13 protein-coding genes are annotated in these 18,415 nt (G+C 59.4%); 5 read left to right on the forward strand and 8 right to left on the reverse strand.

The genetic code is table 11. The features are described 5' to 3' along the window. Positions 1-141: 141 nt before the first annotated feature. The gene (locus FHX05_RS24340; RefSeq protein WP_183875125.1) at positions 142-1,533 is read right to left on the reverse strand and encodes an MFS transporter; all 1,392 of its coding nucleotides are present in this window, start codon (positions 1,531-1,533) and stop codon (positions 142-144) included. 49 nt (positions 1,534-1,582) lie between these two features. Continuing rightward, positions 1,583-6,373, reverse strand: coding sequence for an NAD-glutamate dehydrogenase (locus FHX05_RS24345; protein ID WP_183875045.1), 4,791 nt, complete (start codon positions 6,371-6,373; stop codon positions 1,583-1,585). 23 nt (positions 6,374-6,396) lie between these two features. On the opposite strand from FHX05_RS24345, the gene FHX05_RS24350 reads away from it, so the two are divergent. Both FHX05_RS24350 and pdxY read left to right on the forward strand, forming a co-directional pair. Continuing rightward, positions 6,397-6,597 carry a hypothetical protein gene (locus FHX05_RS24350; protein WP_183875047.1) on the forward strand — a complete coding sequence of 67 codons (201 nt, stop codon included), beginning with the start codon at positions 6,397-6,399 and terminating at the stop codon, positions 6,595-6,597. Positions 6,598-6,666: 69 nt separating this feature from the next. Next, positions 6,667-7,542: a pyridoxal kinase PdxY gene (gene pdxY, locus FHX05_RS24355; protein ID WP_183875049.1), complete on the forward strand. Its 876-nt coding sequence runs from the start codon at positions 6,667-6,669 to the stop codon at positions 7,540-7,542. Between the two features lie 19 nt (positions 7,543-7,561). On the opposite strand, the gene FHX05_RS24360 is transcribed toward pdxY, so the two are convergent. Next, positions 7,562-8,221, reverse strand: a complete 660-nt coding sequence (locus FHX05_RS24360) for a YggS family pyridoxal phosphate-dependent enzyme (RefSeq protein WP_112606934.1) — start codon at positions 8,219-8,221, stop codon at positions 7,562-7,564. A gap of 199 nt (positions 8,222-8,420) precedes the next feature. Here FHX05_RS24360 and leuS point away from each other — a divergent pair, with 199 nt between their 5' ends. Genes leuS through holA form a run of 3 tightly spaced genes read left to right on the forward strand, consistent with a single transcriptional unit; the run spans position 8,421 to position 12,613 of the window. Continuing rightward, positions 8,421-11,051, forward strand: coding sequence for a leucine--tRNA ligase (gene leuS, locus FHX05_RS24365; protein ID WP_183875051.1), 2,631 nt, complete (start codon positions 8,421-8,423; stop codon positions 11,049-11,051). Then, complete coding sequence (gene lptE, locus FHX05_RS24370; protein WP_183875053.1) at positions 11,041-11,562, forward strand: LPS assembly lipoprotein LptE; 522 nt, start codon at positions 11,041-11,043, stop codon at positions 11,560-11,562. The genes leuS and lptE overlap by 11 nt, the downstream gene beginning before the upstream one ends. A gap of 13 nt (positions 11,563-11,575) precedes the next feature. Next, entirely contained in the window at positions 11,576-12,613 is a 1,038-nt protein-coding gene (holA, locus tag FHX05_RS24375; protein ID WP_183875055.1) for a DNA polymerase III subunit delta, read from the forward strand. Positions 12,614-12,699: 86 nt separating this feature from the next. On the opposite strand, the gene FHX05_RS24380 is transcribed toward holA, so the two are convergent. The 5 genes from FHX05_RS24380 to mnmE form a co-directional block, all read right to left on the reverse strand. Then, entirely contained in the window at positions 12,700-13,584 is an 885-nt protein-coding gene (locus FHX05_RS24380; protein WP_112338614.1) for a ParB/RepB/Spo0J family partition protein, read from the reverse strand. A gap of 33 nt (positions 13,585-13,617) precedes the next feature. Next, the gene (locus FHX05_RS24385) at positions 13,618-14,415 is read right to left on the reverse strand and encodes a ParA family protein (RefSeq protein WP_015341771.1); all 798 of its coding nucleotides are present in this window, start codon (positions 14,413-14,415) and stop codon (positions 13,618-13,620) included. A 21-nt stretch (positions 14,416-14,436) separates the two neighbouring features. Beyond that, positions 14,437-15,054 (reverse strand): 16S rRNA (guanine(527)-N(7))-methyltransferase RsmG, encoded by a 618-nt coding sequence (gene rsmG, locus FHX05_RS24390; RefSeq protein WP_183875057.1) that lies wholly within the window; start codon positions 15,052-15,054, stop codon positions 14,437-14,439. Between the two features lie 26 nt (positions 15,055-15,080). Continuing rightward, a complete protein-coding gene (gene mnmG, locus FHX05_RS24395; RefSeq protein WP_183875127.1) occupies positions 15,081-16,961 on the reverse strand; it encodes a tRNA uridine-5-carboxymethylaminomethyl(34) synthesis enzyme MnmG in 1,881 nt (626 codons plus the stop codon). A 107-nt stretch (positions 16,962-17,068) separates the two neighbouring features. Next, positions 17,069-18,400: a tRNA uridine-5-carboxymethylaminomethyl(34) synthesis GTPase MnmE gene (gene mnmE / locus FHX05_RS24400; RefSeq protein ID WP_183875059.1), complete on the reverse strand. Its 1,332-nt coding sequence runs from the start codon at positions 18,398-18,400 to the stop codon at positions 17,069-17,071. Positions 18,401-18,415: the final 15 nt, after the last annotated feature.

Genomic DNA, 18,415 nt, shown 5'->3' on the forward strand with positions numbered 1-18,415 from the left:
TCCGAGAAGGTATATGTTGTTCGCAATGATATACGGCGATTCCGGGTTACGCCGCGCTACCCCTCATCCGACCCTTCGGACCACCTTCTCTCCGCGGGGGAGAAGGGAAGGGCATATCCCAACTTGAATAGAAGGATATCCCTACTTTGCCCCCTTGTCAGCCGGATAGGGCGTCGGTAACAGGAGTAGAAGGCCCCCGGCGAGGAAGATGACCAGCGTCGCCATGCCGAGGCGGGCCGAACCGCTCCAATAGGTCACCAGCGAGAAGAATAGGGTCGCCATGAAGCTGGTGGCGCGGCCGGAGAGTGCGTAGATGCCGAAATAGCGGCCGGCCTCCGAGAGGCTGACGCTGCGGGCGAGATAGGAGCGCGAGGAGGCCTGTACGGGGCCGAAGGCGATGCCGATCAGCAGGCCGTAGCCGATATAGGCCTTTTCCGCCGCGGTGCCGAACAGGCCGCCGGAGCTGACGGTGGAGAGAGGCACAAGACCGAAGAGCGTGAAGCCGGGGCCTGTGGAGATGATGCCGAAGGTGGCGACCAGCAGCAGCGTCAGACTGATGACGACTGTCGTTTTGGAGCCCAGCCAGCGATCGACATAGCCAGCGGCAAAGCAGCCGAAGATGGCGATGATATTGAGGATAATGCCGTAGATACCGATCTCGATCGTCGCCCAGCCGAACATGCCGGCCGCAAAAGTGCCGCCGAGGATAAGCAGGCCGTTGACGCCATCCTGATAGATCATGCGGGCAATGAGGAAGAGACTGATGCCGCGCCGGCGCTTCAGCTCGCCCAAGGTCGCCGATAGCTCACGCAGGCCCGAGCGAACGGCAGCGCGAAGCGGCAGGCCACGGGCGGCGTCGGGCGTGAAGAAGAACATCGGCAGAATGAAGATGAAGTACCACACGGCCGAGATCGGCCCGGTGATGCGGGCATCCTCGCCGAGCGTGGCATCAAGCCCGAAGAGCGGCGTCAGGCCGAGAATGGTCTTCCCGGTCTGCGGATTACCGGCGAGCAGGGTCACGACGGTGATCAGCACGATCATGCCGCCGAGATAGCCGAGCCCCCAGGCGGCGTTCGACAGCCTGCCGACATCGTCCTTGCCGACCAGCCGTGGCATCATCGAATCGTTGAAGACAATGGAGAATTCGGCCGAGATCGAAGCGAGGATCATGAAGATCACGGGATAGATGACGGGCGACCCGGGGGCTGCGCCCCAGAGGCAGAAGAGACTTGCGATCTTGATGATGGCGAAGAAGGCGATCCAGGGCTTGCGGGCACCGGATTGATCGGCAATCGAGCCGAGAACCGGCGAGAGGATGGCGATGATCACCGAGGAGATCGTCGCCATATTGCTCCATGTCGTCTGGGCGGAAACGGGATCGGCGGTCAGTCGCGCGACGAAATAGGGGCCAAAGATGAAGGTGGTGACGACGGTGAAGAAGGGCTGAGCCGCCCAGTCGAAGAACATCCAGCCCCAGATGCCGCGTGCCGGCACTTTTGCCGGCACGTCATTGCTAACTTCGGTTGCCACCAGATCCTGCCCCTGATTCCGTTACCGCATCAAGCGGTCGGGGCGGACTGTGTCACCTTGCCCGGCCGTTCGCAAGATCGCTAAGCAGGCCGGCGGCGACGGTGATGCGGGCGAGGTTTGGATCGCCGCTTTCGCTGAGGCCGCCGAGCTCCTCGGCGATGCGATTGATGCGGATACGGTCTTCCGCATGCCATGCCTGAACCGGCTGCTTGTCCTTCGGATGGTTGGACAATGCGGAGATGACGATATCGCGGCGGGCGCCGGCGATCTGATCGAGGCTGCGTGCCAAGGCCAGGCTCTCATAGTGATCGCCTGTCACGATCCGGCTGCCGGCCAGCAACAGGCGGCCGACGCGGAAGGTTTGAGAGACGGTGAAGTAGCTTTCAGCCGCCCGGTTCAACGTGTCGCCGGTGCGCTCGGCGATCTGCATGATCTCAGGCACGAGGACGAGCGCGTAGATCGTCGCGATCTCCGAAGCGAGCTTCTCCGGCAGGCCGGCAGCCTGATATTCCGCTTCGCGCGCGGCGATCTCCGCGGCGAAATCCGCCGGAATATGCGTCAGGAAGACAGGTCGCAGTTTCTTCAAAGCTGCACGAAGCCGGCTAATGGTTTCCTCGATTTCACCCTTGGCGGCCCCGGTCTTCAACAGGAGCCGCGTCAGCACGGTATAGACTTCGGTGATCTCACCATAGACGCGGTTCTGCATCTGGCCGCCGACCTTACCATCAAGCGCATCCGTCTCGTTCCAGAGCCGGTCGAGATCGAAACCGTCTCGGGCGATGACGGCGGCTTTCACCACCTCGGCAGCCGATGCCGCCGTCGCATCCATCATGCTGACCGCAAAGCCCGGTCCGCCGCGATTGATCGCTTCGTTGGCAAGCGCCGTGCCGATGATTTCGCGGCGCAGGCGATGGCTTTCGATATCGACGGCGTTCGAACGCTGCATCTTGGCCGGAAAATAGCGGCTGAGCGTCGCGGCGAAATAGGGGTCGTCGGGCAGGTTGCTGGCAACAATCGCGTCGAAGAGAACGATCTTGGCATAGGAAAGCAGCACGCCGATTTCGGCACGGGTCAACGGACGTCCGTTGGCATAACGCTCCGCGAAGGTCTGGTCGTCGGGCAGGGTCTCGACCTTGCGGTTGAGCTGCTTGGCCGCTTCCAGCACGCTCATGAAGCGGCTGAGTTCCAGGCCGTTGCCGGTGCCCTTGCGCTCGGTCAGCGAGATCGCCAGGGATTGCAGATAGTTGTTACGCAGGACGAGCGAAGCCACCTCGTCGGTCATGGAGGCAAGCAGCGTATCGCGCTTGGCGCGGGTCAGCCGGCCGTCATGCATTGCGTTGGCAAGCGCGATCTTGATGTTGACCTCGACGTCGGAAGTGTTAACGCCGGCGGAGTTGTCGATGGCGTCGGAGTTGCAGCGCCCGCCCTTCAGGCCATAGGCGATGCGGCCCTTCTGCGTAACGCCGAGATTGGCGCCTTCGCCGATGACCTTGGCACGGACTTCATCGGCCGTGATGCGGATCGGATCGTTGGCGCGGTCGCCGACTTCCGAATCAGTTTCGGACGGCGCCTTGACGTAAGTGCCGATGCCGCCGAACCACAGGAGGTCGACAGGTGCCTTGAGGATCGCCGTCATGATCTCGAAGGGGGTTGCGACCGACTTGTCGATGCCAATGGCTGCGACCGCCTCCGGCGTCAGCGTGACCGATTTTGCCGATCGGGAAATGATCATCGCGCCCTTCGACAGAACGGACTTGTCGAAGTCCTGCCAGCTCGAGCGCGACAGATCGAATAGGCGTTGCCGCTCGGCGAGCGTCTTGTCCATGTCCGGATCGGGATCGATGAAGATGTCACGATGGTCGAAAGCGGCAAGCAGGCGGATCTTCGGAGAGAGCAGCATGCCGTTGCCGAAGACATCACCGGACATGTCGCCGACGCCGACGACGTTGAAAGGCGTCGTCTGGATGTCGATATCCATTTCGCGGAAGTGGCGCTTCACGGTTTCCCAGGCGCCGCGGGCGGTGATGCCCATCTTCTTGTGGTCGTAGCCGGCCGAGCCGCCTGACGCAAAGGCATCGTCGAGCCAGAAGCCGGCTTCCTGCGCCAGGGCATTGGCGGTGTCGGAGAAGGTGGCCGTGCCCTTGTCGGCGGCGACGACGAAATAGGGGTCGTCGCCATCGAGCCGGACCGTATCGGCCGGCGGGATAATATCGGCGCCGGAAATGTTGTCCGTGATCGACAGCAGCGTGCGGATATAGGTCTTGTAAGCTTCGCGGCCGGCATTGAAGATCTCGTCGCGGCTGCCGCCGACGGGGAGCTTCTTCGGATAGAAGCCGCCCTTGGCGCCAACAGGCACGATGACGGCGTTCTTGACCTGCTGCGCCTTCACGAGGCCCAACACTTCAGTGCGATAGTCTTCAGCGCGATCCGACCAGCGCAGGCCGCCGCGCGCCACCTTGCCGAAGCGTAGGTGCACGCCTTCCACCTCGACGCCGTAGACGAAGATTTCACGGAAGGGCCGGGGTTCGGGCAGGCCGTCGAGCAGCTTCGGATCGAGCTTGAAGGCAAGCATGGCCTTAGGCGTGCCGTCCGCATTTTTCTGGAAGTAATTGGTGCGCAGTGTCGCGTCGATGGCGTTGACGTAACGGCGCAGGATGCGGTCGTCATCGAGACTCGGTACGTCGGCAAGCTTGGTTTCGATGGCAGCATGCAGTTCCGGGAGCCTCTTCGTGCGGCTCTTGTCGCTGAGCTTTGGATCGAGCGTGTCGTGAAACAGGCGGAAGAGCGAGGCGGCGATCCCGGGATATTTATCCAGGGTAGAGGCGATATAATCCTGCGAATAGGCAATACCGGCCTGGCGCAGATAGCGAGAATAGGCGCGCAACACGTTGGTTTCACGGGCTGAGAGATCGGCAGAGACGATCAGCCGGTTGAAAGCGTCATTGTCGATCGTGGCGCCGAAGGCAGCGAGGAAGGCTTCTTCAAGAGCGGCGCCGTGGCGAGCGAGATCGATCGTCAGGCCGCTGCGGGTCTCAAGCTCCATGTCGTGGAGGACAACATGGCCGGTCGAGCCGTCCTTTGCCGTGACGTAGATATCGAAGGTGCGCTCGCTGAGAACGTTGAAACCGAGATTTTCGAGCAGCGGCACGCGGCGCGACAGCGCCAGGTTGCCGCCGCCATGGAATATCTTCAGCGAGAGAATATCACCCGCTTCATCCTTGCGAATATAGAAGCCGATGCGGATCGGCTCGGTGCCGGCCGTGGCAATGATATCGGGAAGATCGGCAAAGGCGTCTTCCGGCGAGAAGGCTTCCTGGAAGGCCTGGCTGACGGAAATGTTCGGCGCCTTTGGACCTGCCAGCATGGCAAAGCGTTCGTCCCAGCGGGCTGTTATGGCGCGTATCGCTTCTTCGAGCTTGGCTTGCGGAACATGCGGCGTCTTTCCGGCGCTGCGGCCGATAATGAAATGCACGCGCGCCACCCCGCCTTCCGGGAAGGCGGGATAATAGGCGGAGACGCGGCCGTCATAGACGGTCTTCAGATAATTGCCGATCTTTTCACGAACGACGGAATCATACTCTTCGCGCGGGACATAGACGATGACGGAGACGAAGCGGTCGAAATGGTCGATGCGCGGCAAAACGCGTACGCGCGGCCGATCGGTCAGGTCGTTGATCTGCTCGGCGAAGCTTGCCAGCAACGAGGTGTCGATCTGGAAGAGATCGTCGCGGGGATAGGATTCCAGCGTGTTTTCGAGCGTGCGACCTGAGTGGCTTGTGGGATCGAAGCCGAAGTGATCCTTGACCTTCTGCACCTTTGAGCGCAGCAACGGCACTTCGGTGGCAGCGCTCGTATACGCCGTCGATGTGAAGAGGCCGACGATGCGCAGTTCGCCCGTAACATTGCCATCAGCATCGAAACGCTTGACGCCGACATAATCCATATAGGCACGGCGGTGGACGATCGACTTGACGTTGGCCTTGGTGACGATCAGGAAATCCGGGCCGTCGAGGAAGGCGAGGATTTCCGGCGTCGTGGTGACGGCGTCCTTGCCCTGCCGGAGAACGCGAACATCCGGATTGGAGAGAATGCCGAGGCCGGTACCGCGATCCCGCTCGACCTTGGCGTTGGCGCCCTTGCCGGAATAGACATATTCGCGCATGCCGAGGAAGGTGAAATTGCCGTCGCGTAGCCAGGCAAGGAAGGCAAGCGCTTCATCGCGGTCATTCTTGCGGCGGCCGGCAGCCTCATAGGTTGATAGTTCCGATATCACGGTATCGAGGCGCGACAGCATCGGCTTCCAGTCGGAAACGGCAAGATGCGTCTGATCAAGCACGGTCTGGATCCGCTTGGTCAGATCGGTCGCCTGCACTGTCGTCAGGGGCGAGAGATGAAGCTGGATATGGCTGACCCGATGGGCCGGATCGCTCGGGCGATCGGCGGAATAAAGGCTCGGCTCTTTACCCTTCTCGATGACCAGGATCGGATGCACCGCCATATAGAGATCGCGATAGCTGCTGGTCACTTCGCCCATGATCGATTCATAAAGGAAGGGCATATTGTGGTCGGTGATCGAAAGGATCGAGACGGCAACACCATCGGGTTCGATACCGCCGACCTGCTCGATGCTGACGCGGGGGGACGTGGCGCTCCAGGCTGCGAGTTCCTTGGCCGCATGCGCCGCGGCAAGTGCCAGCATCTCCGGGCTGTAAAGCTCGATGTCGTCATTGCTCGCCCGGCCAAACAGGATTTCGGGATCGAGATGTGCCTCGCCTGTCGCCGCCGCAATCTTGCGTGCCGCCTCGATCTGTTTTTCCCGTTTCGGATTGGTCTTGGGCGCCATGAAATTCCTCCCGATTTTCGAATTTGGACGACAGTAGCAGAAGGTTTAGCGAAAAAACTGGCAAAAAGAATGCGAATTTGGTTCGTTTCGGACTGATTTTGGTCGGTTTTTTCAAAAAACTTGCCGAAAACGGCGATGTTGATGAAAAACTGGCTTCATCGGCGAGAAATTGGCGGAATCAACTCGTCAACAGAGGTTTTCATGACTCTGTGAAGGGCGGTTGACAGAGTGCCGCGAAAGGGATCATCAACTTGCGCCGTTGCAGTTTGAAGCCCTGAACTGAAAGCACAATCATGTCGCAAGTGTCGGCCGGCGCCGTTATCGTCATTTCCAGTCATGTCGTTCGAGGGTCCGTTGGCAATCGCGCTGCAGTCTTTGCTCTGGAAACACTCGGCCATCCGGTCTGGGCGCTGCCGACCATCGTTCTGCCATGGCACCCTGGCCATGGCCGCTCGACGCGGCTAACCTTCAACGAAGCCGATTTCGACCATGCGATTGACGATCTTATCACCGCACCCTGGCTTTCCGAGGTCAAGGCCGTCCTATCGGGCTACTTCGGCAACGCCGCCCAGGCGTATGCCGTCGCCCGGCTGGTGACGGCTCTGCGGGAGAAAAACCCGGATATTCTCTATGCCTGTGATCCCGTCATCGGCGATGCCGGCGGGCTCTATGTGCCGCAGGCGACGGCGGAAGCGATCCGCGACTGCCTGATCCCGCTGGCGTCACTCGCAACGCCGAACCGCTATGAGCTTGCCTGGCTGGCGGGAGCGCCGCTCGAGGATAACAACGCCATCATGGAGGCGGCGCTCGCGCTTGGACCGTCGCGCATGCTGGTGACGTCCGCCGTTCCGATGATGGCCGGTGGTATCGGGAACCTCTATCTCAGCGGCCGAAACGCACTGCTTGCCGAGCATCGCAGCGTCGAAGGCGCACCGAATGGGCTCGGCGATCTCCTGTCTGCCGTCTTCCTGTCGCGCCTGCTTTCGGGGATGGATGAGGAGCGGGCATTGCAGCTGACGACGGCCAGCGTCTTCGAGGTGCTGGCACGAGCCGTCAAGCGCGGCAGCAACGAGCTGACGCTGGCTGTCGATTCCGCAAGCCTATCGACACCGATGGCGATGGTGCAGCTACGCCACCTCGTCCATCCTGCACAACGCAGGAAAAAGTAACGGCCAGAGCTTTTTTAACCTATCGCGCGCCGAAAATCGCCGAGCCGACGCGAACACTGGTCGCGCCGAAGGCAACTGCGATTTCATAATCGCTCGACATGCCCATCGAGAGCTTTTCGACGCCGGCCTGCTTGGCGAGCTTTGCAAGCAGGGCAAAATGCGGCCCCGGATTTTCGTCGGCGGGCGGGATGCACATCAGGCCGTCTATGGAAAGCCCGAGCTCCTTACGGCAGAGATCGACGAAACTGGCCGTATCGTCGGGCGCAATACCTGCCTTTTGCGGCTCTAACCCGGTATTGACCTGCACGTAGAGCCGAATGGCCTTGCCCTGTCGCTTGATTTCATCGGCAATGGCCCGCGCGATCTTTTCCCGGTCAATGGTTTCGATCACGTCGAACAGCGCCACGGCGTCTGCGGCCTTGTTCGATTGCAGCGGCCCGATTAGATGCAGTTCAATCCCGGGCGTTTCGGTCTTCAGCTCCGGCCACTTCCCCTGGCTCTCCTGCACGCGGTTTTCGCCAAACACCCGCTGGCCGGCCGAAATCGCCGGGCGGATCTGATCGGCATCGAAGGTCTTGGAAACGGCAACGAGCTGCACAGAGCCGGCAGCTCGGCCGGCCTGACGCTCGGCAGCCGCGATATGGGAACGGACTTCGTCCAAGCGCTCTTGAAGTTCCATCTTCTCGCCTCGATATTTGGCTTGCTTCTCAAACTTTGCAGTAATGAGGCTCGCAGGCTTTGCCAAGGGCGAATGCGACCGAATCCGGCTTTGCATTGCAAGATAAGGCACTTGCTGCGGCTGCTAAACTTGACGCTTGGGTGGTTTCGTGGTGAAGGTCACGCCTTACTCCCCATGATTTTCCGGAATACAAGAACAGATGACTAGCGAACGTTATAATCCGCGCGATGCCGAGCCCCGCTGGCAGGAAAAATGGAACGAAGAGAAGGTCTTCGTGACAGATAATGCCGATCCGCGTGAGAAATATTACGTCCTAGAGATGTTTCCCTATCCGTCGGGCCGCATCCATATGGGCCATGTGCGTAACTACGCCATGGGCGATGTCGTTGCCCGCTACAAGCGCGCCCGCGGCTATAACGTGCTGCATCCTATGGGCTGGGACGCCTTCGGCATGCCGGCGGAAAACGCCGCACGCGACAATAAGGTGCATCCGAAGGAATGGACCTACCAGAACATCGCCTCCATGCGCACCCAGCTGAAGGCCATGGGGCTGTCGCTCGACTGGAGCCGCGAGTTCGCGACCTGCGACGTCGATTATTATCACCGTCAGCAGATGCTCTTCATCGACATGATGGAGAAGGGCCTGGTCTACCGCAAGAAGTCCAAGGTCAACTGGGACCCGGTTGACAATACCGTTCTCGCCAATGAGCAGGTCATCGACGGCCGCGGCTGGCGCTCGGGCGCTCTGGTCGAGCAGCGCGAGCTGACGCAGTGGTTTTTCAAGATCACAGAGTTCAGCCAGGAACTGCTGGATGCTCTGGATACGCTCGACCATTGGCCGGAAAAAGTGCGGCTGATGCAGAAGAACTGGATCGGGCGCTCCGAGGGCCTGACGGTTCGCTGGGAAATCGTGGCCGAAACAGCTCCCAACAGCGATCGCGAGATCACCGTTTACACCACCCGTCCCGATACGCTGTTCGGCGCCTCCTTCCTGGCGATCTCGGCCGACCATCCGCTCGCCAAGGAAGCGGCTGCCAAGGATCCGGCCATCGAGGCTTTCTGTGAGGAATGCCGCCGCGCCGGCACCTCGCTGGCAGCACTCGAAACCGCCGAGAAGAAGGGCATGGACACCGGCATCCGCGTCCACCATCCCTTTGACGCATCCTGGGAGCTGCCCGTCTATATCGCCAATTTCGTGCTGATGGATTATGGCACGGGCGCTATCTTCGGCTGCCCGTCCGGCGATCAGCGCGACCTGGATTTCGCCCGCAAGTACGGCTTGCCGGTCGTTCCCGTCGTCATGCCCGCTGATGGCGATGCTTCGAGCTTTACCGTCGGCGACGTCGCCTATGACGGCGATGGCGTGATGATCAATTCGCGCTTCCTCGACGGCATGAGCACCGAGGAAGCCTTCCAGACGGTGGCGACGAAGCTCTCTGAGACGAGCCTCGGCAACACGCCGCAGGCTGAGCGCAAGGTGAATTTCCGCCTGCGCGATTGGGGCATCTCCCGTCAGCGTTACTGGGGCTGCCCGATCCCGGTCATCCATTGCGATGACTGCGGCGTGCTGCCGGTGCCGAAGAAGGATCTGCCGGTCAAGCTGCCCGACGACGTGACTTTCGACCAGCCGGGCAATCCGCTCGACCGGCACGCCAGCTGGCGGCATGTCGCCTGCCCGCAATGTGGCAAGGATGCCCGCCGTGAAACCGATACGATGGATACTTTCGTCGATTCGAGCTGGTATTACGCCCGCTTCACCGCTCCCTGGGAAAATCAGCCGACGGATCCGAAGGCCGCCAATCACTGGCTGCCTGTCGACCAGTATATCGGCGGTATCGAACACGCGATCCTGCACCTGCTCTATTCGCGCTTCTTTACCCGCGCCATGCGCGAAACCGGCCATCTCGACGTGAAGGAGCCTTTCAAGGGCCTGTTCACGCAAGGCATGGTCGTGCACGAAACCTATAGCCGCGGAAGCGGCCTGACACGCGAATGGGTGTCGCCGGCCGATATCAGGATCGAGGAAGTCGACGGCCAGCGCCGCGCCACACTGCTGTCATCAGGTGAAGACATCGCCATAGGTTCGATCGAGAAGATGTCGAAATCGAAGAAGAATGTCGTCGACCCCGACGATATCATCGCCTCCTATGGCGCTGATACGGCACGCTTCTTCGTGCTCTCCGATTCGCCGCCCGATCGCGATGTCATCTGGTCGGAAGCCGGCGTCGAGGGCGCACATCGTTTCACCCAGCGCATGTGGCGCCTGGTCTCCGAAGCCGCCGATGTCCTGAAGGCGGTCGAACCTGCGCCGGCTAAGGAAGGCGAAGCCCTGGCGATTTCGCAGATCGCCCACCGCACGCTGAAGGCGGTTCAGGGCGATTACGACAAGCTCGCCTTCAACAAGGCCGTGGCGCGCATTTATGAATTCGTCAATGCGCTGGCGGCACCGCTCGGCAAGGTCGCCGCCGGTCAGGCCGATAGCGCCTATCGCTCTGCCGTTCGCGAAGCCGTGGAAATTCTGATTGCGCTGGTCGCGCCGATCACGCCGCATCTGGCCGAGGAATGCTCCGCTGCGCTTGGCAACGTCAACATGGTAGCAACCAGCTCATGGCCCGTTTATGACGAGGCGCTCGTGATCGAGAACGAGATCGTTTATCCCGTTCAGATCAACGGCAAGAAGCGCGCCGAATTGACAATCGCGCGCGATGCAGATCAGAATGCCGTGCAACAGGCCGTGCTCGCCCTGGACGCCGTTACAAGCGCATTGAATGGTCAGGCGCCAAAGAAGATCATCGTCGTTCCACAGAGGATCGTAAACATTGTCGTCTGATAGACTTTTCAAATTCGCCCGCATGGCCGGCGTTGCGTCTCTGGTGGCCGTTGCCGGCCTCTTGTCTGCATGTCAGGTTCGGCCGCTCTATGCCGTCAGCACGGGCGTGACGCAGAAGCTGTCGGAAGTTTCCTTCTCTGACGTCAACACGCGCGTGGGCCTCCAGGTGCGCAACCAGCTGATCTTCATCGCCGGGCGCGGTGCAGGGGAGACCAAGACGCCGAAATACAGTGTCGACCTGAGCGTCAGCTCCGGCACCGGCGGCGTGCTTTATCTGCCGTCTTCAAGTACGTCGGCCGCAGGCCGCACGACTGTGACCGCCTCCTTTACATTGAAGGAGATCAGCACCGGCAAGGTCATCAAGTCCGGTAGCCGTGCGGTAACTTCGCTGGTTGACTTCCCGACGCAGGAATTTGCCAAGCAGCGCGCAATCCGTGATTCGGAAGACCGTGCCGCCCGCGAAGTCGCCGAGATAGTAGCAGCCGACATCGGCGCTGCGCTCAGCCGCTGATAGAGAGCGCGGCATGGCAGAAATCAAGTCTCATGAATTTGACGGATTCCTGCAAAATGCCGCGCGCAATTACCGGATCTTCGTGATCTATGGTCCGGATCGCGGTCTCGTTTCCGAACGCGCCGCGCAGATTGCCGGCAAGACGGGCGTCGATCTCAACGACGCATTTTCCCTCATAAAGCTCGACGTCGGCGACCTGCAGAATGACGCTGGCCGCCTGCTTGACGAAGTCAACGCGATCGGCCTGTTCGGCGGCGAAAAGCTCGTCTGGATTCGCGGCGCCGCCAATGAGAAGGCGCTGGTCGATGCGCTGCAGATCATCGCGGACAATCCGCCCGATGCCAGTTTTGTCATCGTCGAGGCCGGCGATCTCAAGAAGGGATCGGGATTGCGCAAGGTGGCAGAGCCGGCTCGAACTGTCGCGACCATTCCCTGCTATGCCGATGACGCAAGAGCCCTCAACAATCTGATCGACACCGAATTGGCGAATGAAGGCCTGCGCATCTCATCTGCTGCCCGCCAGGCGCTGCTCGAACTTCTCGGTGGCGACCGCATCGCCTCGCGCAACGAAGTGCGCAAGCTCGCGCTTTACTGCCGCGGGCAGGGGACGATCGAAGAAGAGCACGTGATTGAAATTATTGGCGATGCCAGCGCCATATCCACCGACGATGCCGTTGATGCGATTCTAAAAGGGGATTCCGGCGCCTTTCTGCATGCCATGCAGAAAATCGCCTCGTCCAAAACGCCGATGTTTCTCGTTTTGCAAGGCTGTCTGAGGCAGTTTCAGATGCTTGACACGATGCGGGCTGAGATGGATGAAAAGCGCCTCGCACCCGCTCAGGTCATGCAGACGCATGGACGCCATCTCCATTTCAGACGAAAGCCCGTGATCGAGCAGGCGCTGAAAAGCTGGAACGCTCCCGCCATTGCCCGCGAGATGAACAGGCTGCAAATGGCCATTCTGCAGACACGTCAGCGCGCCAGCCTCGAAGATACGATCGCAACGCAAACGCTGCTTGCGACCACTCTCCAATCAGCCCGCAAGGGCTGATGTTTCACGGGAATCAAACGCGCGCGTAGCTCGGAAAAAGCCAGAGCTCTCCGCTAATATATTGTTCTTATTGCATTTTCTCTATGTTATCGGCGCTCCAGCAGCCGGCATATCTCTTCAAGCTGCTCCAGCGTCTTATAGCTGATTTTCACCTGGCCGCCATTGCCGCGGTGATTGATCGAGACATCCAGCCCGAGCGTATCCGACAGTGTGCGCTCGAGCGCCAGCGTATCGGAATCCTTTTCATCCCTGCGCGCGCCGGCGGGGCGGGGGTCATTCTGAGCCTTAATGTCGTTCTGCGCGAGACGCTCGGCGTCGCGAACCGACATGCCCTTTGAAACAACGGTTCTCGCAAGCCCTGTCGGATCGGAGGTTGAAACCAGGGCGCGGGCGTGGCCGGCGGAAAGCGAACCCGCGGCAAGCATATCACGCACCGGGTCGGGGAGCTTCAACAGACGCAGAGAGTTGGCGACATGGCTGCGGCTCTTGCCGATGATTTCGCCGAGATCGTTTTGCGTATAGCCGTGTTCGGCAATCAGCTGTTCGTAACCCAGCGCCTCTTCCAGGGGATTGAGATCCGCTCGCTGCACGTTCTCGACGATCGCAATCTCAAGTGCGGTCTTATCATCGACATCCCGAACGATTACCGGGATTTCGATCAGCCCGGCAAGCTGCGCCGCCCGCCAGCGCCGTTCACCGGCAATGATCTCATAGCGATCGACCGAGGTGGTGCGAACGACGACCGGCTGTACGATGCCATGTTGGCGAATGGAGCTGGCAAGATCATGTAACTCGGTCTCGTCGAAATAGCGGCGAGGATTGCGCGGGTTGCGGCTGATGAATTCGATCGGAACCAGGCGATCGGGATTGACCGCCGGTCGGCTTGCATCCACGGGCGTCGGTTGATCCATCTCCCCGATGAGAGCCGCCAGTCCGCGCCCAAGGCGCCGCTTCGAAAGATCATCATTCATTGCCGATACTCACCCTGAAACAAATACTAGATATCAGGCGGCAGCTTTCCGCTGCCGCTCTCTTTGAATGACTTCGGAAGCCAGCTGGAGATAGGCCTGACTGCCTGCGCACTTAAGATCATAAAGAATGGCTGGCTTGCCATAGGAAGGCGCCTCGGACACGCGCACGTTGCGTGGAATCAACGTGTGGTAGACCTTTTCGCCCAGATGGGTCCGTACGTCACTCACCACTTGCTGCGCTAGATTATTGCGGGAATCGAACATGGTTAGGACGATCCCCTGGATGTCCAGGGATGGATTGACCGTGCGCCGAACCTGATCGACCGTCTCCAGCAATTGACTAAGGCCTTCCAGGGCGAAAAATTCGCATTGTAACGGCACCAGAACGGAATGTGCCGCAGCCATCGCGTTCATCGTCAGGAGATTGAACGAGGGCGGGCAATCAACGAGAATATAGGAAAAGGAGAGGGCATCCGGCGTATTCAACGCACGGCGCAGCTTGAAGACGCGATCAGATTGCTGCGCAATCTCCATCTCGATCCCGAGCAGATCCATCGTCGACGGCACAATAAAGAGATTCGGTACGGCCGTTTCCTGCACCGTGTCCATGATGCCGTGGCTACCGACGAGCAGATCATAGGACGACAATTTGCGATCGCGCCGTTCAATACCCAAACCCGTGCTGGCATTGCCCTGCGGATCAAGATCGACGATCAGGACACGCTCGCCAATGGCGGCAAGGGCCGTCGCGAGGTTGATTGCAGTCGTTGTCTTACCAACGCCGCCCTTTTGATTTGCGATGGTAATAATCCGGTTTCGCTCGCCGATCATCTGCCGCATATCCAATTATGGTTAAATCAGGCGTCGAAGGTGGCTGAATTCCAAAATAACCGAATCTCGCTCAACGACGCTCTGATGTTTTACCAGATCGAATTGCCAACGACCACGGGCTTTCTGAAGCTCCCGCTCGTAATCCCGGCCTTTGTGCAGCAGAAGGCGGAGATTTTCATTGCGCACGAGCCAAGCCTCCGCGTAGTCCAGCAACGTCTCAAGCTCCGCAAGTGCGCGAGCGGAGATCACATCGCAGTTCTGGATGACCGCGGGTGCCTCTTCGATACGAATGGCATGAACCGCGCCGCGAGCATCGCATTCACGCAGGCAGACGCGCAGAAAAGCAGCCTTCTTCTGATTGCTCTCGACCAGATCGACATGACCCGCGCCTTTTTCTGCAAGCAGGATCGCAGTTATCACGCCCGGAAATCCGCCACCGCTTCCCAAATCAACCCAATGGTCGGTTACGGGATGCAATTGAAAAATCTGCGCACTATCCGAAATATGGCGACGCCAGAGATCATCGATCGTGGACGGTGCGACAAGATTGATGGTCTTTGCCCATTTTTGAAAGAGTTGCGCAAAATGCTGCAGCCGCTCCTGTGTTTCACGTGAAACACGTACGCCGTTCAATTCCATATTATGGACTCTCTAACCTTGTATTGTCAGGAAACGAGTTTCTGCTCTTCGGCTGTACTCAACTTCCTCAGATAAGCCAACAGCAAAGAGATTGCAGCCGGCGTCATTCCGTCAAGGCGTGATGCTTGTGCGATATTCTTGGGGCGGGCGACCGTGAGCTTCTGCTTCAGCTCGTTGGATAATCCCGAAATAACGGAGAAGTCGAATTCCGTCGGTATTGCACGCTCTTCCTCTCTCCGAGCCTGAACGATATCGGCGGTCTGGCGATCCATATAAACGGCGTAGGCCGCCTCGATTTCTATCGCCTCGCCAATCTTTCGCTGCATTGAATGCAGTTCCGGCCAAATGCGCGACAGACTTTCAATAGACTGGCCGGGATGCGAAAGAAGCTCATAAGCCGAGCGACGTTGGCCATCCTTGTTAAGATGCATTCCGACGCGTTCCGCCTCATTCGGCGTCACCGTCAAGCTCTTCAAGCGATCGCGGGCCTGGTCAAGAGTCTTTATATACTGCTCGAAGCGCATGGCCCGATCAGGACCGACGCAGCCTACGGCAATACCCATCGGCGTCAGACGAACGTCTGCGTTGTCTGCCCGCAGCGATAGACGATACTCCGCCCGCGATGTAAACATGCGATAAGGTTCCGCGACGCCGCGTGAGGTCAAATCGTCAATCATCACCCCAATATAGGATTCCGTCCGGCTGAACTCGATTGATTTGCCGCCCGCCGCTAGACACGCAGCATTCAGTCCCGCAACGAGCCCCTGAGCACCAGCTTCTTCATATCCCGTTGTGCCGTTGATCTGGCCCGCCAGAAAAAGGCCGGGAATCTTTTCCACCTCCAGGGACAGTTTTAATTCGCGCGGATCGACATGGTCGTATTCGATTGCGTAAGCATGTTGAAGAATGCGAACTCGTTCCAGACCCGGAATGGTCCTGATGAACTCCTCTTGAACCTCCTCCGGCAGGGACGTCGATATGCCGTTTGGGTAGACTGTGCTGTCGTCCAAACCTTCTGGCTCCAGAAAGATCTGGTGGCCGTCGCGCTCACCGAACTTGACGATCTTGTCCTCTATGGAAGGACAATAGCGTGGCCCGACACCTTCAATCTGCCCTGAATACATCGCCGACCGCTTCAGGTTTTCAGCAATAATTCTATGCGTTTCCGGCGTCGTGCGGGTAACACCGCATTCGATCTGCGGATTCACGATAGCATCCGTCATGAAGGAAAAGGGCGTCGGATCTTCATCCGCACCCTGACGCCCGACCGAGTCCCAATCGATCGTTGCACCATCAAGCCGGGCAGGTGTCCCGGTCTTCAACCGACCCAATGCCAGTCCGTGCCGGAGCAACGTATTCGAGAGTCCCATAGAGGGTTCTTCTCCGACGCGGCCCGCCGCTATCTTTTTATCGCCGATGTGAATAAGGCCGCGAAGAAAAGTCCCTGTTGTCAGGACGACGGCACCACAGGGAATATGACGCCCGTCCCTCAAGATCACGCCGGACACATGTCCGTGCTCGAAGGCAAGATCGAAAGCGTCACCCTCTATAACATCGAGATTATCGATGGCGGCGATCTCTGCCTGCATGGCCAGACGATACAGCTTCCGATCCGCCTGGGTGCGGGGGCCGCGCACCGCCGGGCCTTTCTTGCGATTGAGCATGCGAAATTGAATGCCCGCCGCATCCGCGACGCGGCCCATCAAGCCGTCAAGAGCGTCAATTTCGCGAACCAGGTGACCCTTGCCAAGTCCGCCAATCGCGGGATTGCAGGACATGACGCCGATCGTCTCGCGCCTATGCGTCACGAGCGCCGTGCGCGCGCCCAAGCGCGCCGATGCAGCGGCAGCTTCGCTTCCGGCATGGCCACCGCCCACAACAATCACATCATACGCTTTATCGAACATCATCAAGCCCTCGGTCGTGCCGTTTGTTTGGCACACCAATTTCAGGAGTCAAGAAGGTTTCACGTGAAACGTTCAGCGAGGGTATGCCGCTCTCTGTTTCACGTGAATCATTTGCCGATGCAGAATTCCGAGAAGATCACATCCAGTAGATCTTCAACATCGACCCGTCCGGTTATTCGTCCCAAGCTCGTGGCCGCCTGCCGCAAGTATTCCGCTCTGATATCCAGACCTCGATCGGACGCGAGCGCTGCCGCCACTGCACCAAGGCTATCGGTCAGCAATGTGCGATGACGCAAACGGCTAGGTAGAGCAAGGGACAGCATTCCCGAACGCGCCTGCAAATGCCGCCGAAGAAGCTCATGCAACTCATTCAATCCGGCGACGTCCACAGCCGAAATCAGTACATCATAGCCATTGTGAATGCCGGGGTGAATATCAGACTTTGTTCCGACAGTCAGCACCTTGCCGGCAAACCCTGGAAAGGCGCGTTGCGGTTCCTCGCCGATTTCTGCAAGGGATAAAACCAGATCCGCGTCTGCCACTGTGCGTAACGCACGGCGAATGCCTTCACGCTCCACGATCTCGTTAGTCTCCCGAAGACCCGCCGTATCGTAGAGCTTGACAGCATATCCCTCGATATTCAGATCGACGTGCAGCACGTCACGGGTGGTTCCGGCAATGTCGGTGACGATCGCCACTTCGCGCTTCGCTAGCGCGTTCATCAGGCTGGATTTGCCGGCATTGGGAGGGCCTGCGATCACCACCTTTAGCCCGTCGCGAATGATCTCGCCGAGATCCGCGCCTGCAAGATGATCAGACAGTTCGCGGTGCAATTGCTTCATATCCGCCCAGACCATATCCGATACGGAGCCGGGTACATCATCCTCATCGGCAAAGTCCAGCTCCGCTTCGATCAGGGCACGCGCGCGCGTTAAACGATCCGCCCAGCTATTATAGAGGTCGGATAGCCCGCCGGCGGCATGCTCCATTGCGAGCCGCCGCTGCATCTCGGTTTCGGCGCTGATGAGATCGGCAAGACCTTCTACCTCGACCAGATCCATCTTTCCATTTTCCAGCGCCCGTCGGGAGAACTCACCATGTTCCGCCAGGCGAAAGTTTTCGAAGCTCGAGAGCTCGTCGAGGAGCGCGTTCACCACCGCCTTGCCGCCATGAACGTGAATTTCCACGCAATCCTCACCCGTGAAGGAGGCAGGACCGGGAAAAGTCAGGACAAGAGCTCGGTCGATAATTAGACCGTTACGAGTCCGAATCGTTTTAAGAGCCGCTTGTCGTGGCATCGGCAACGCGCCAGCAAGCGACTTGGCCGCGCGAAAGGCTCCATTTCCGCTGATACGCACCACAGCAACTCCAGCGGGCAAGCCGCCGCTGGATAGTGCATAGATTGTCTCGCTTGTCGCCAACATCAGATTGAACCGCATCCGAATCGATTGCCG

The organism is Rhizobium sp. BK491 (genome assembly GCF_014194925.1).
Lineage (GTDB): Bacteria > Pseudomonadota > Alphaproteobacteria > Rhizobiales > Rhizobiaceae > Rhizobium.